At 68.3% G+C, this 13,171-nt stretch carries 16 protein-coding genes; 12 read left to right on the top strand and 4 right to left on the bottom strand.

Going from position 1 to position 13,171, the window contains the following annotated elements:
* The first annotated feature begins 2 nt into the window (after positions 1-2).
* A complete protein-coding gene (gene bla / locus ABQE89_RS12545) occupies positions 3-890 on the top strand; it encodes a class A beta-lactamase (RefSeq protein ID WP_448416896.1) in 888 nt (295 codons plus the stop codon).
* 198 nt (positions 891-1,088) lie between these two features.
* Here bla and ald read toward each other — a convergent pair whose 3' ends face one another.
* A complete protein-coding gene (gene ald, locus ABQE89_RS12540; RefSeq protein ID WP_448416894.1) occupies positions 1,089-2,204 on the bottom strand; it encodes an alanine dehydrogenase in 1,116 nt (371 codons plus the stop codon).
* 91 nt (positions 2,205-2,295) lie between these two features.
* Between ald and ABQE89_RS12535 the strand changes: the two genes are divergently transcribed.
* Genes ABQE89_RS12535 through ABQE89_RS12515 form a run of 5 tightly spaced genes read left to right on the top strand, consistent with a single transcriptional unit; the run spans position 2,296 to position 4,980 of the window.
* Positions 2,296-2,811 (top strand): HTH-type transcriptional regulator AldR, encoded by a 516-nt coding sequence (locus tag ABQE89_RS12535; RefSeq protein ID WP_448416892.1) that lies wholly within the window; start codon positions 2,296-2,298, stop codon positions 2,809-2,811.
* Positions 2,812-2,862: 51 nt separating this feature from the next.
* A complete protein-coding gene (gene dapB, locus ABQE89_RS12530; protein WP_448416890.1) occupies positions 2,863-3,600 on the top strand; it encodes a 4-hydroxy-tetrahydrodipicolinate reductase in 738 nt (245 codons plus the stop codon).
* The gene (locus ABQE89_RS12525) at positions 3,597-4,061 is read left to right on the top strand and encodes a tetratricopeptide repeat protein (RefSeq protein ID WP_448416888.1); all 465 of its coding nucleotides are present in this window, start codon (positions 3,597-3,599) and stop codon (positions 4,059-4,061) included. The genes dapB and ABQE89_RS12525 overlap by 4 nt, the downstream gene beginning before the upstream one ends.
* Positions 4,058-4,516: a flavodoxin family protein gene (locus ABQE89_RS12520; protein WP_448416886.1), complete on the top strand. Its 459-nt coding sequence runs from the start codon at positions 4,058-4,060 to the stop codon at positions 4,514-4,516. The genes ABQE89_RS12525 and ABQE89_RS12520 overlap by 4 nt, the downstream gene beginning before the upstream one ends.
* Positions 4,517-4,518: 2 nt before the next feature.
* Complete coding sequence (locus tag ABQE89_RS12515; protein WP_448416884.1) at positions 4,519-4,980, top strand: hypothetical protein; 462 nt, start codon at positions 4,519-4,521, stop codon at positions 4,978-4,980.
* Here ABQE89_RS12515 and ABQE89_RS12510 read toward each other — a convergent pair.
* Both ABQE89_RS12510 and ABQE89_RS12505 read right to left on the bottom strand, forming a co-directional pair.
* Positions 4,974-5,897: an HpcH/HpaI aldolase/citrate lyase family protein gene (locus tag ABQE89_RS12510; protein ID WP_448416882.1), complete on the bottom strand. Its 924-nt coding sequence runs from the start codon at positions 5,895-5,897 to the stop codon at positions 4,974-4,976. The genes ABQE89_RS12515 and ABQE89_RS12510 overlap by 7 nt on opposite strands.
* Positions 5,898-5,947: 50 nt before the next feature.
* The gene (locus tag ABQE89_RS12505; RefSeq protein WP_448416880.1) at positions 5,948-6,685 is read right to left on the bottom strand and encodes a dienelactone hydrolase family protein; all 738 of its coding nucleotides are present in this window, start codon (positions 6,683-6,685) and stop codon (positions 5,948-5,950) included.
* Positions 6,686-6,727: 42 nt separating this feature from the next.
* On the opposite strand from ABQE89_RS12505, the gene ABQE89_RS12500 reads away from it, so the two are divergent.
* The 3 genes from ABQE89_RS12500 to ABQE89_RS12490 all read left to right on the top strand — a co-directional run bounded on the left by ABQE89_RS12500 (position 6,728) and on the right by ABQE89_RS12490 (position 9,342).
* Positions 6,728-7,528, top strand: coding sequence for a thymidylate synthase (locus ABQE89_RS12500; protein ID WP_448416878.1), 801 nt, complete (start codon positions 6,728-6,730; stop codon positions 7,526-7,528).
* Positions 7,529-7,534: 6 nt separating this feature from the next.
* Positions 7,535-8,017: a dihydrofolate reductase gene (locus ABQE89_RS12495; protein WP_448416876.1), complete on the top strand. Its 483-nt coding sequence runs from the start codon at positions 7,535-7,537 to the stop codon at positions 8,015-8,017.
* A gap of 110 nt (positions 8,018-8,127) precedes the next feature.
* Complete coding sequence (locus ABQE89_RS12490) at positions 8,128-9,342, top strand: winged helix-turn-helix domain-containing protein (RefSeq protein WP_448416874.1); 1,215 nt, start codon at positions 8,128-8,130, stop codon at positions 9,340-9,342.
* A gap of 24 nt (positions 9,343-9,366) precedes the next feature.
* Here ABQE89_RS12490 and ABQE89_RS12485 read toward each other — a convergent pair whose 3' ends face one another.
* The gene (locus tag ABQE89_RS12485; protein WP_448416872.1) at positions 9,367-9,666 is read right to left on the bottom strand and encodes a DUF4193 domain-containing protein; all 300 of its coding nucleotides are present in this window, start codon (positions 9,664-9,666) and stop codon (positions 9,367-9,369) included.
* 134 nt (positions 9,667-9,800) lie between these two features.
* Between ABQE89_RS12485 and thyX the strand changes: the two genes are divergently transcribed.
* The 3 genes from thyX to ABQE89_RS12470 are packed head-to-tail and all read left to right on the top strand — an operon-like array spanning position 9,801 to position 13,169.
* On the top strand, positions 9,801-10,565 hold the full coding sequence (gene thyX / locus ABQE89_RS12480; protein WP_448416870.1) for an FAD-dependent thymidylate synthase: 765 nt from the start codon (positions 9,801-9,803) through the stop codon (positions 10,563-10,565).
* 19 nt (positions 10,566-10,584) lie between these two features.
* A complete protein-coding gene (dapA, locus tag ABQE89_RS12475; RefSeq protein ID WP_448416868.1) occupies positions 10,585-11,493 on the top strand; it encodes a 4-hydroxy-tetrahydrodipicolinate synthase in 909 nt (302 codons plus the stop codon).
* The gene (locus ABQE89_RS12470) at positions 11,493-13,169 is read left to right on the top strand and encodes a ribonuclease J (protein WP_448416866.1); all 1,677 of its coding nucleotides are present in this window, start codon (positions 11,493-11,495) and stop codon (positions 13,167-13,169) included. The genes dapA and ABQE89_RS12470 overlap by 1 nt, the downstream gene beginning before the upstream one ends.
* The last annotated feature ends 2 nt before the right edge of the window (positions 13,170-13,171 follow it).

Below are 13,171 nucleotides of genomic sequence, written 5' to 3'. Positions count from 1 at the left end.
CGATGACTCGTATCTCACGACGCCACGCGATGGTGGGCGGTCTGACGCTCGCCGCGGTGGCCGTCGCCGCCGGAAAACCCGCTCTCGCCGATCCGGGGCAGGCGATCGGGGACCGGATCGGGCAGCTGGAGCAGCAGCACAAGGCCCGCATCGGGGTGTTCGCGACCAACCTGCAAACCGGTGAGACCGTCGCGCACCGCGCGCAGGACTCGTTCGCGATGTGCTCGACGTTCAAGGTCTACGCCTCGGCGCGGATCCTGCAGATGGCCGAACGCCTGGAGTTGACCCTCGAGGATCGGATGGTCGTGGACCCGGCGGCGATCGTGGCGAACTCCCCGGTGACCGAGCCCAGGGCCGGCGGCGAGATGACGCTGGCCGAACTGTGCCAGGCGGCGTTGCAACGCAGCGACAACACCGCCGCCAACATGCTGCTGCACCGCATCGGCGGGCCGCAGGCCATCACCGCGTTCGCCCGCAGCATCGGCGACCCTCGGTCGCGCCTGGACCGGTGGGAGACCGAGTTGAACGCGGCAGTGCCGGGCGACCCGCGGGACACCAGCGCACCCGAACCGCTGGGCAATGGCTATCGGGCGCTGCTCACCGAAGACGCGCTCGCCCCGGCACACCGCGGGTTGCTCGAGGACTGGATGCGCGCCAACCAGACATCGAGCATGCGGGCCGGGTTGCCGCCCGGGTGGACGACCGCCGACAAGACCGGCAGCGGCGACTACGGCTCCACCAACGACGTCGGCATCGCCTACGGGCCCGCCGGCCAGCGAATCCTGTTGGCGTTGATGACCCGGTCGCGAACCGACGACCCGGGCGCCGAGAACCTGCGTCCGTTGATCGGCGAGTTGACCAGCGTCTTGCTGCCGGTGCTGACGCACTGATGCCGGTTAGTGGCCACCAGGCCACGCGTTGACCAGGCTCCCGGTCACCCCTCAGAACCGGAAGCGACTGGTCAGCCGCGTGGTCCATGCACATCGGCGCAGGTAAAAACGCTAACGCGGCCCCGTCGCGGAGGAATCGGGTGTTTCCCTACTTTTTTGGTACAGACGTCCCTACGTGTTCACCGGGCGGGTGAGCGATCAGGCCAGCACGGTGGCCGGATCGGTGTAGGGCAACCGCAGATCGGTCGCGACCTGGGCGCACAGCAGCGCGCCGTCGTGCGTGGACAGTCCCCTGGCCAGGGCCGGATCGGCCAGGCAGGCGGCCTTCCAACCACGGTCGGCCAGAGCCAGCACGTACGGCATGGTGGCGTTGGTCAACGCGAACGTGGAGGTGCGCGGCACCGCGCCCGGCATGTTGGCCACGCAGTAGAACAGCGTGTCGTGCACGGCGTAGGTGGGCTCGTCGTGGGTGGTCGGCCGGGAGTCTTCGAAGCAACCGCCCTGATCGATCGCGATGTCGACCAGTACGGCGCCGGGCCGCATGTGAGCGACCGTCGAGTTCGCCACCAGCTTGGGTGCCTTCGCACCGGCCACCAGCACTGCGCCGACGACGAGGTCGGCGTGTTTGACGGCGTCCTCGAGGTCCAGGGCCGACGCGTACCGGGTCTCGATGCGGCCACCGAATTCCGCGTCGATCGCGCGGAGTCTGGCGATGTTGACGTCGAAAACCGTGACCCGTGCGCCCATTCCGGCGGCCACGCGGGCGGCGTGGTATCCGGCCGTGCCGCCGCCGATCACCACCACCTCGGCGGGTGCGACACCGGGAACGCCGCCCATCAGCACCCCGCGCCCGCCGTGGCTGCGCATCAGGTGGTAGGCGCCGACCTGCGCCGACAGGCGGCCCGCGACCTCACTCATCGGCGCGAGCAGTGGAAGTGACCCGTCCGGGCTCTGGACGGTTTCGTAGGCGATCGACGTGGCGCCCGACGCCAGCAGGGCCTCGGTGCATGCGCGGGAGGCGGCCAGATGCAGGTAGGTGAACAGCGTCTGGCCCCGACGCAGACGCGGGTACTCGGCGGCGATCGGTTCCTTGACCTTGAGCAGCAGGTCGGCTTCGGCCCATACCTGTTCGGCGCCGCTGATCATCTGCGCGCCGGCGCGCTTGAAGTCGGCGTCGCAGATCGACGAGCCCTCGCCGGCACCGGACTGAATGATCACCTCGTGTCCGTGGTGGACCAGTTCGGCGACCCCGGCCGGCGTGATCGCCACCCGGAATTCGTTGTTCTTGATCTCGGTGGGGACGCCGACGCGCATGACCACTCCTGCCGCTGAATCGCTATCTAAATTGTGAAGAATATTCGGTATCAGAGCAATAAATATGTGAAAGATTCGCTAGAGTGCATTTATGGCCGTAGAGCAGTCGAGACTTCGGGCAGATCGTGCACCGCGGCCGAAGAATGTTCAGCCGGTCGACCTCGATGACGTGGACCGGCGCATCCTGACCGCCCTGCACGCCGACGCGCGGATCTCGAACAGTGCGCTGGCGCAGCTTGTCGGCATCGCGGCGTCGACATGCCACGGGCGGGTCCGGCGGCTACAGCAACTCGGCGTGATCCGCGGCTTCTACACCGACATCGACCCAGCCGCGATCGGCCTGACGCTTCAGGCGATGATCTCGGTGAGCCTGCAGTCGAACTCGCGTGGCAAGATCCGCAGTTTCATCGATCAGATCCGGCGCAAGCCGCAGGTGATGGACGTCTACTTCCTGGCAGGCGCCGACGATTTCATCCTCCACGTCGCCACCCGCGACACCGATGACCTGCGCTCGTTCGTGGTGGAGAACCTCAACGCCGACGCCGACGTGGCGGGTACGCAGACCTCGCTGATCTTCGAGCATCTGCGGGGTGCTTCGCCGCTGTGATCGCGCCGGGCAGCACCGGAACCGCGCGCAGCGGTGAGTAGGCTGCCAGCCATGCGAGTCGGAGTGCTGGGCGCCAAGGGCAAGGTCGGTGCGACCATGGTCAACGCCGTGGAAGCCGCCGAGGATCTGACGTTCTCCGCCGGGGTGGACGCGGGCGATCCGCTCAGCGAACTGGTGGACACCGAGACCGACGTCGTCATCGACTTCACCCATCCCGATGTGGTCATGGACAACCTGAAGTTCTTGATCGACAACGGAATCCACGCCGTCGTCGGTACCACCGGGTTCACCGACGACCGCCTGGAGCAGGTGAAGAGCTGGCTGGCCGCCAAACCCGAGACGGCCGTGCTCATCGCGCCGAACTTCGCGATCGGGGCGGTGCTGTCGATGCACTTCGCCCAGCAGGCCGCCCGGTTCTTCGAGTCCGTCGAGGTGGTCGAACTGCACCACCCGCACAAGGCCGACGCCCCGTCGGGCACCGCGGTGCGCACCGCGCGGCTCATCGCCGAAGCGCGAAAAGAACTGCCGCCCAACCCCGATGCCACCAGTACCGCGCTGGACGGCGCGCGCGGCGCAGACGTCGACGGCGTCCCGGTGCATTCGGTGCGGTTGGCGGGGCTCGTCGCACACCAGGAGGTGCTGTTCGGCACCGAGGGGGAGACGTTGACCATCCGCCACGACAGCATCGACCGCACCTCCTTCGTGCCCGGGGTGTTGCTGGCCGTCCGGGGGGTCGCCGAGCGGCCCGGGCTGACCATCGGCATCGAGCCACTGCTCGACCTGGAATGAGCGAGGGCGGGGGTGCACTGCGCACTCAGCTGCTGATCGGCTTCATGTGCCTGGCGCTGGTGGTGTACTTCGTCCTGCTCGGCCGCATCGCGATGGCGTTCGTCACGACCGGCGAACCCGCGGCGGTCGGGCTGGGTCTGGCCCTGATGGTCTTCCCGCTCGTCGGGGTCTGGGTCATGGTCAGCACGCTGCGGGCGGGGCTGGCCCACCAGCGGCTGGCCCGCATCGCCAAGGCCGACGGTATGGAACTCGACATCGCCTCGTTGCCGCGGATGCCGTCGGGGCGCGTCCAGCGCGACGCCGCCGACGCGTTGTTCGAGACCGTACGGGACGAGTTGGCACGCGATCCGGACAACTGGCGACGCTGGTACCGACTGGCTCGGGCCTACGACTACGCCGGGGACCGCCGCCGCGCGCGGGAAGCCATGAGAAAGGCCGTGGAGATGGAGGAGCGCAGGTGAGCAAAACGTTGCTGGTCGTGCACCACACGCCGTCGCCGGGCACGCGGGAACTGCTCGAGGCGGTGCTGGGCGGCGCGCGGGATCCCGACATCACCGGGGTCGACGTGGTGGTCCGGCCCGCATTGGCGGGCACCGTCTCCGACATGCTCGACGCCGACGGCTACCTGTTCGGCACCACCGCCAACTTCGGATACATGAGCGGGGCGCTCAAACACTTCTTCGACACGGTGTACTACCCGAGCCTCGATCACGTCGCCGGCCGACCCTACGGGCTGTGGGTGCACGGCAATAACGACACCGTCGGCGCGGTCAACGCGGTAGAAAAGCTTGCGACCGGGCTCGCGCTGAGCAAGGCCGCCGACGTTCTGGACGTGATCGGCGGGCTGGATGCGGCGGTGCGCCAACAAGCCCACGAATTGGGTGGCACGCTGGCCGCCACGCTGATGGAGGACTAGCAATGCCGGGTATCGCCGAACTGGCCTTGGGTGCGGCGCCGATCGCGGGCGGTGCGCTGCTCGGCATCGCCGCCGGCAACCTGCGGGGCCCCGATTTTCGCGGGATGATCGCCAAGGACTTGGATCTGCTGGACCGGATCCCCGACGACCGGCCCGAACTGAAAGCCCGCCTGCGAGAAAGCATCTACCAGCGCATCGACGATCTGGTCACCTCCGGCGAACGCACCCGGGAGATGCGCGCGGCGGCGATGTCCTACCGCGGCAACTGGCGCGACATCGTGGTGTTCATCAGCGCCGTCCTGTTCACGATCGTCTGGTGGAACGTCGACCACGACCGCACCAACTGGCTGGTGATGTTCATCGTGATGATCCTCGCGTCGGTGGTCGCAGGCATCTACGCGGCACGGGGCCTGTTGCATGCGGTGCGCGTGACGTTTGGCCGCAGCAACCGTCGATCTCAGTAGTGGTAGGTGTCCGACGGCGCCGGAATGTGAGCGGGGTCGTCGACGTCGTCGAACTCCGAGACCTCGATCCCGTAAGAACGGGCCAGATCGAGAATCTTGTTCGCCCTGGCGATGCGAGGCAGGTCCGAGCCGTTTCGGATCTCGCCACCGTCGCGATCGAACTCGACGAAGAACTCTTTGGCCCAGGCGATTTCGGCTACCGACGGGGACAGTCCCTCGTTCACCGCCGAGCACTGCTCCGGCGTCAGGCAGATCTTGCCGGTCATGCCGAACTCCGCGGAGACCGCGGTCGCCTCGGCGAGCACCAGCGCGCTGTGCCCGACGGTCGGCCCGTCGATGGCGCTGGGCAGGTGGGCGGCCTTGGCGGCGATGGTGAACCGCGACCGGGCGTAGGCCAGTGTGGCGGGGTTCTCGCCGAATCCGGTGTCGCGGCGGAAGTCGCCGATGCCGAACGCCAACCGGAAGGTGCCCTTGGCCGCGGCGATCTCGGTGATGCGCTCCAGACCGCGTGCGGTCTCGACCAGCGCGACGATCGGCACGTTGGGCAACCGCTTGGCGGTCTCGGTGACGTGATCGACGGATTCGACCATCGCCAGCATCACCCCGCCCACTGACGACGCGGCCAACGCGTCGATGTCGTCGGCCCACCAGGGGGTGCCGAACCCGTTGATGCGGACCCAGTCGCTGTTGCCCTGGCCGAGCCAGCGGATCACGTTGTCGCGCGCGAGGACCTTGTCCTTGGGCGCGACCGCGTCCTCGATGTCCAGCACGACGATGTCGGCGTGCGATTCTGCGGCCGGACCGAACCGGTCGTACTGGGCGCCGTTGACAAGTAGCCAACTGCGCGCGAGCACCGGATCGATGCGCGACCCGACATCGCTGGAGGTGTGCTGGTCGGCGCCGCCACGCTGGGTCATCGCTTTATCGTCGCGCACCGACGCGTTCCGACGCGAGCGGGGCACCGAAATCAGTCCAGCGCGGTGGCGAACAGTTGCTGCATGGCCAGCCAGTGCCGCTCGGCGGCCTCCTCGTCGTACGGCGGGTTGTCGGGCACCGCGTAGCCGTGGCCGGCCGGGTAGATCTCGATCGTGTGCGAGACGTTCGCCGCGGTCAGCACCGCGCCGAGGGTCTCGGCGTGCTTGTCGGTGAACGAGTTGTCCTTCTCGGCGCCCCCGACGTAGACCGTCGCCTCGATCCGGTCCGCCAGCAGATGCGGGCTGGTGTCGTCGTCGGTGACCACCCCGCCGGCGTGAAACACCCCGGCGGCCGCGACGCGGTGCGGAACCCGGCCGGCGACGACCAGCGACGTGCGACCCCCCATGCAGTATCCGCACACCCCGAAACGGTCTCCCTTGACCTCGGGGCGCCCGGCGAGGAAGTCGAAGAACGCGGCGGCGTCGTCGGCCATCATGTCCGGCGTGATGCTCGAGATCATCTTGAACAGGCGGCCGCGCTGGGCGGGGTCGGTGAACGCGGTCGCCATGTCGAACGGCTCCCAGTCGCCATGCCGGTAGTACACGTCGGGCAGCAGCACGGCGTAGCCGAAGCCGGCCAATCGGGCGGCCATCTCCTGGAAGGTGTCGCGCACCCCGCCGGCGTCGACGTACATGACCACGCCCGCCCACGGCCCGGGTCCGTTGGGGGTGTGAAGGGTGACGGGGCAACTGCCGTCGGCAGTGGTGACGGTCGCGGCGATGTTCGGCATGGCTTCCGTTCTACTCGTCGCCGCCGACGTAAGCTGACCGACGTGCCGATCGTGACCCCCTACGAGGATCTGCTGCGCCTGGTGCTCGAGCGCGGCACCCCGAAATCGGACCGCACCGGCACCGGCACCCGAAGTCTGTTCGGCCATCAGATGCGCTACGACCTGTCCGCCGGTTTTCCGTTGATCACCACCAAGAAGGTGCACACCAAGTCGATCGTCTACGAGCTGCTGTGGTTTCTGCGCGGCGACTCCAACGTGCGCTGGCTGCAGGAGCACGGGGTGACGATCTGGGACGAATGGGCCAGCGAGACCGGCGACCTCGGACCGGTCTACGGGGTGCAGTGGCGCTCATGGCCCACGCCGTCGGGCGAGCACGTCGATCAGATCAGCGCGGCGCTACAGATGCTGCGGGCAGACCCGGATTCGCGGCGCAACATCGTGTCGGCCTGGAACGTCGGGGAGATCCCGCAGATGGCGTTGCCGCCGTGTCATGCGTTCTTCCAGTTCTACGTCGCCGACGGCCGGTTGTCGTGTCAGCTCTATCAGCGCAGCGCCGACCTGTTCCTCGGCGTTCCGTTCAACATCGCCAGCTACGCGTTGTTGACGCACATGATGGCGGCGCAGGTCGGCCTCGACGTCGGCGAGTTCATCTGGACCGGCGGGGACTGCCACATCTATGACAACCACGTCGAGCAGGTCAGGCTGCAGTTGTCCCGCGAACCGCGGCCGTACCCCGAACTCGTTCTGGCGCCGCGGGATTCGATCTTCGACTACACCTACGAGGACGTCGTCGTCAAGAACTACGACCCGCACCCGCCGATCAAGGCGCCTGTGGCGGTATAGGGCCGGATGAGCGTCGGGCTGATCTGGGCTCAGTCAACCTCGGGGGTGATCGGCCGCGCGGGCGGTATTCCGTGGCGGCTGCCCGAGGATCAAGCCCGGTTCAAGGAGATCACCATGGGCCACACCGTGGTGATGGGCCGGCTGACCTGGGAGTCGCTGCCCGCCAAGGTGCGTCCGCTGCCGGGCCGAAAAAATGTGGTGCTGACCCGGCAAGCTGGCTACATCGCCGACGGCGCGACCGTGGTGGGAACCCTCGACGACGCCCTGAGCGATGACCAGACCTGGGTGATCGGCGGTGAACAGATCTATGCGCTGGCGCTGCCGATCGCGACCCGATGCGAGGTCACCGAGGTGGAGATCGACCTGCCCCGCGACGACGGCGATGCGATGGCGCCCGTGTTGGACGAGTCATGGGTGGGCTCCGAGGGGGAGTGGCTCACGAGTTCGTCGGGGCTGCGCTACCGGTTTTTGCGCTACGTGCGCCGGTGAGCACCTCAAGCCCTCGCGAGCGCTCAGCCAGGTACGCATTTGGCCCCGATTTGCGTACGTAACTGAGCGTCAGCCAAGGGTATATCGGTGGCATCCGGCAGGATGGCGTCGTGCCGACCAGACTCACGGCTGCACAGGCGCGACGGATCGCCGTCGCCGCGCAGGGCTTCGCGGACGGCCGGCCGAAGGGGCCGGTGACGCGCGCGCACCTGCGGCGGCTGATCGGGCGCCTGCAGGTGCTCCAACTCGATTCGGTGTCGGTGGCCGTGCGTGCGCACTACGCGCCGGTGTTCAGCCGACTGGGGCCTTACGACCGCGACGTGCTCGACCGCGCGGCGTGGAGCCACACGGCGCGCTCACCGCGGTTGCTGGTCGAGTACTGGGCGCACGAGGCCGCGCTGATGGCCGTCGACGACTGGCCGCTGCTGCGCTGGCGGATGCGCGAGTACGCCCACGGCCGGTGGGGCACCCACATCGTCAAGAAGAACCAGAAGCTGGCGGCCCAGATCGTCGCCGCGGTGACGGAGTTGGGGCCGTCGACGGCCGGACAGATCGAGGCGCACCTGGGCGCGGGCCGCCGGGGCAAGAAGGGGCCGTGGTGGGACCGCAGCGACACCAAGTGGGTGACCGAGGCGCTGTTCGCCTCCGGGGTGCTGACGACGGCCACCCGCGTCGGCTTCGCCCGCCACTACGACCTCACCGAACGCGTCCTGCCTGCGGAGGTGGTCGCCCGGGAGGTCGACGACGACGCCGCGTTGCGTGAGCTGACGCTGCGGGCGGCCGGTGCGCTGGGCGTGGGCACCGAGGCCGACATCCGCGACTACTTCCGGCTCTCGCCGAAACAGACGAAGCCGACGATCGCCAAGCTGGTCGCCGACGGCGAACTCGAACCGGTCGAGGTGGCCGGTTGGACCGCCCCGGCGTACCTTCGGGCCGGTCAGATCGTGCCCCGCCGCGACCGGGGCACCGCGCTGTTGTGCCCGTTCGACCCGTTGATCTTCTTCCGGCCGCGGGTACAGCGGCTGTTCGACTTTCACTACCGCATCGAGATCTACACCCCAGCCGCCAAGCGACAGTACGGCTACTACGTCTGGCCGTTTCTGCTGGACGGCCACCTGGTCGGACGGGTCGACCTCAAGGCCGACCGCGCCGCGGGCGCGCTACACGTCATCGGGGCGTTCGCCGAACCGGGTCAGTGCTCGCCGCAAGTGGCCACCGCGCTGGCCGAGCAGTTGCGGTCGATGGCGACGTGGCTGGGGCTCTCCGACGTCACAGTCGGCGAGCGGGGCGATTTGGCGCCGCCGCTGCGCCGGGCGTCGCGATGAACCCCCGTCGGTCGAGGACGACGCTCAGACGCAGTCCGAGCACACCATCCGGTCGCCGGACCGCAACGCGAGCCGGCTGTGGTGGTGCACCAGGAAACAACTCGAACAGGTGAACTCGTCGGCCTGCTTCGGGATGACGCGCACGGTCAGTTCCTCGCCGGACAAATCGCCGTCGGGCAGGACGAGGGTCTCGCCCGCGTCGTCGTCGTCTTCGAGCACCGCCACGTCGGCCTGGCCGCGTCGCCGGACGGCGAGCGCTTCCAGCGACTCGTCGACGACGTCTTCGGTGTCTTTGGTGCGGGGTGCGTCGTAATCGGTGGACATCTCTCACACTCCCTGTCTGCGATCAGTGCGCTTCGATAACGCCGGCCGGGATCCGCTTTGTTCCCGCCGTGGCGCCGGTTGAAACACCACCGCTGGGCGCGCAGCCGGCCGCAGGCGTCGCGTTAGGGTGAGCCGTGGCCGAGACCACCCCGCTGCGCGTGCAGCTCATCGCCAAAACCGAGTTCCTGGCGCCTCCGGACGTGCCGTGGAGCACCGACGCCGACGGCGGCCCGGCGCTGGTCGAATTCGCCGGCCGGGCGTGCTATCAGAGCTGGTCGAAACCCAATCCGCGGACCGCGACCAACGCCGCCTACATCCGCCACATCATCGACGTCGGGCACTACTCGGTGCTCGAGCACGCCTCCGTGTCGTTCTACATCACCGGGATCAGCCGGTCGTGCACCCACGAATTGGTGCGGCATCGACATTTCTCCTACTCGCAGCTGTCGCAGCGGTTCGTTCCCGAACACGACTCGCAGGTGGTCGCGCCGCCGACGATCGAGGACGATCCCGAACTGCGGGAGATCTTCACCGCGGCGGCCGACGCCAGCCGGGCCGCCTACACCGAGCTGCTGGAGCGGCTCGAGGCGAAGTTGCTCGGCGATCAGCCCGGTGACGGCCGGGCGGTGCTGCGGCGCAAACAGGCCAGGCAGGCGGCCCGTGCGGTACTGCCCAACGCCACCGAGACCCGCATCGTGGTCACCGGCAACTACCGCGCCTGGCGCCATTTCATCGCGGTTCGGGCCAGCGAGCACGCCGACGTGGAGATGCGCCGGCTGGCCGTCGAATGCCTGCGTCGGCTGGTCGACATCGCCCCGCAGGTGTTCGCCGATTTCGAGATCACGACGCTGGCGGACGGCACCGAGGTGGCCACCAGCCCACTAGCCACAGAAGCGTGAGGTCGAGCGGGTAATCTTGGTGTCCGTGAGTTCCAGCGGAATCGACGTGACCGCCCGGTTGGGCACCGTGCTCACCGCAATGGTGACGCCGTTCAAGCCCGACGGGTCGCTGGACACTGCCGCCGCCGCCCGGCTCGCCACCCATCTGGTCGACGCCGGATGTGACGGTCTGGTGCTGTCGGGCACCACCGGCGAATCGCCGACCACCACCGACGAGGAGAAGCTCGCGTTGCTGCGGGCCGTGCTGGAGGCTGTCGGGGACCGCGCGCGGATCGTCGCCGGCGCGGGCACCTACGACACCGCGCACAGCGTGCGGCTGGCCGAGGCCTGCGCGGCCGAGGGCGCCCACGGGCTGCTGGTGGTGACGCCCTACTACTCGCGCCCGCCGCAGTCCGGCCTGCTGGCGCATTTCACCGCGGTGGCCGACGCCACACCACTTCCGGTGGTGCTCTACGACATTCCGCCGCGGTCGGTCGTGCCGATCGACTGGCCCACCATCCGCAAGCTGGCCGAACACCCCAACATCGTGGCGATCAAGGACGCCAAGGGAGACCTGCACGGCGGGGGACAGATCATCGCCGAGACGGGGTTGGCGTATTACTCCGGCGACGACGCGCTGAACCTGCCCTGGCTGGCGATGGGCGCCGTCGGGTTCATCAGCGTGTGGGGCCATATGGCGGCCAGCCAGCTACGAGAGATGTTGTCGGCGTTCACCTCCGGCGACGTGGCGACCGCACGCAAGATCAACGTCACCCTCGGCCCGCTCAACGCCGCCCAGAACCGGCTGGGCGGTGTGACGCTGGCCAAGTCCGGGCTGCGGCTGCTGGGCATCGAGATGGGCGACCCACGGTTGCCGCAGGTGCCCGCCACACCGGAGCAACTCGAGGCGCTCGCGGCAGATATGCGCGCCGCTGCGGTGTTGCGATAGTGACCGAACATCTGACGCCACCGGGACCACTGGCCCCGGGCGGACTGCGGGTCACCGCGCTGGGCGGGATCAGCGAAATCGGCCGCAACATGACCGTTTTCGAGCATCTCGGCCGGCTGCTGATCGTCGACTGCGGAGTGCTGTTCCCCACCCACGACGAGCCCGGTGTCGACCTGATCCTGCCCGATCTGCGTCTGGTCGAGGATCGTCTCGACGACGTCGAGGCGTTGGTGCTCACCCACGCCCACGAGGACCACATCGGTGCGATTCCGTTCCTGCTCAAGCTGCGGCCCGACATCCCGATCGTGGGTTCGAAGTTCACGCTCGCGCTGGTCGCCGAGAAATGCCGTGAGCACCGGATCAAGCCGGCGTTCATCGAGGTGGAGGCGGGCTCGAGCAGCGTCCACGGCGTCTTCGAGTGCGAGTATTTCCACGTCAACCATTCGATTCCCGGGTGTATGGCGATCGCGATCCACACGGGCGCCGGCACTGTGCTGCACACCGGCGACATCAAACTCGACCAGTTGCCGCTCGACGACAAGCCGACGGATCTGCCGGGCATGTCGCGCCTCGGCGACGCCGGGGTGGACCTTTTGTTGTGCGATTCGACGAACTCCGAGATCCCCGGAGTCGGACCGTCGGAAAGCGAAATCGGACCCACGCTGCACCGGTTGATCCGCGGCGCCTCGGGCCGGGTGATCGTCGCGTGCTTCGCCTCGAACGTGGACCGGGTGCAACAGATCATCGATGCGGCGGTCGCGCTCGGGCGGCGGGTGTCGTTCGTCGGCCGGTCGATGGTGCGCAACATGGGCATCGCGCGCGAACTCGGATATCTGAAGGTCGACGACTCCGACGTGCTCGACATCGGCGCGGCCGAGATGATGCCCGCCGATCGGGTGGTGCTCATCACGACGGGTACGCAGGGCGAACCGATGTCGGCGCTGTCGCGGATGTCGCGCGGAGAGCATCGCAGCATCACGTTGACCGGCGGTGACCTGATCATCCTGTCCTCGTCGCTGATACCGGGCAACGAGGAGGCCGTGTACGGTGTCATCGACGCGCTGGCCAAGATCGGTGCCCGCGTGGTCACCAATCAGCAGGCGCGGGTGCACGTTTCGGGCCACGCCTATGCGGGCGAACTGCTGTTCCTGTACAACGCGGTGCGCCCGCGCAACGTCATGCCGGTGCACGGCACCTGGCGGATGCTGCGCGCGAACGCCACGCTGGCCGAACGCACCGGCGTCGCACCCGATTCGATCGTGTTGGCGGAGAACGGCGTCAGCGTGGACCTGGTGGCGGGTCGGGCCGGAATCGCCGGCGCGGTCCCGACCGGAAAGATGTTCGTCGACGGCCTGGTCACCGGCGATGTCGGAGACGCCACGCTCGGCGAACGCCTCATCCTGTCTTCGGGTTTCGTCGCGGTGACCGTCGTCGTGCACCGCGGCACCGGCAGGCCCGCCGCACCCGCACACCTGCATTCGCGCGGCTTCTCCGAAGACCCCAAGGCGCTGGAACCCGTCGCGCGCAAGGTCGAGCAGGAGTTGGAATCCCTTGCGTCACAGAATGTCACGGAGGTGGCCCGGATCGCCCAGGCGGTGCGCCGCACCGTCGGAAAGTGGGTGGGCGACACCTACCGGCGCCAACCGATGATCGTGCCGACGGTCATCGAGATCTAAGG

It is taken from the genome of Mycolicibacterium sp. XJ1819 (assembly GCF_053483675.1).
Note: the sequence above shows the minus strand (reverse complement) of the source record. Positions and strands in the feature narration are given on the sequence as shown.

Excerpts from the sequence above, each read along its gene's own strand:
- bla (WP_448416896.1), top strand. The coding sequence starts at position 3 with ATGACTCGTATCTCACGACGCCACGCGATGGTGGGCGGTCTGACGCTC.
- ABQE89_RS12535 (WP_448416892.1), top strand. The coding sequence starts at position 2,296 with ATGGCCGTAGAGCAGTCGAGACTTCGGGCAGATCGTGCACCGCGGCCG.
- dapB (WP_448416890.1), top strand. The coding sequence starts at position 2,863 with ATGCGAGTCGGAGTGCTGGGCGCCAAGGGCAAGGTCGGTGCGACCATG.
- ABQE89_RS12485 (WP_448416872.1), bottom strand. The coding sequence starts at position 9,666 with ATGTCCACCGATTACGACGCACCCCGCACCAAAGACACCGAAGACGTC.
- ABQE89_RS12510 (WP_448416882.1), bottom strand. The coding sequence starts at position 5,897 with ATGACCCAGCGTGGCGGCGCCGACCAGCACACCTCCAGCGATGTCGGG.
- ABQE89_RS12505 (WP_448416880.1), bottom strand. The coding sequence starts at position 6,685 with ATGCCGAACATCGCCGCGACCGTCACCACTGCCGACGGCAGTTGCCCC.
- ABQE89_RS12515 (WP_448416884.1), top strand. The coding sequence starts at position 4,519 with ATGCCGGGTATCGCCGAACTGGCCTTGGGTGCGGCGCCGATCGCGGGC.
- ald (WP_448416894.1), bottom strand. The coding sequence starts at position 2,204 with ATGCGCGTCGGCGTCCCCACCGAGATCAAGAACAACGAATTCCGGGTG.
- ABQE89_RS12525 (WP_448416888.1), top strand. The coding sequence starts at position 3,597 with ATGAGCGAGGGCGGGGGTGCACTGCGCACTCAGCTGCTGATCGGCTTC.
- ABQE89_RS12495 (WP_448416876.1), top strand. The coding sequence starts at position 7,535 with ATGAGCGTCGGGCTGATCTGGGCTCAGTCAACCTCGGGGGTGATCGGC.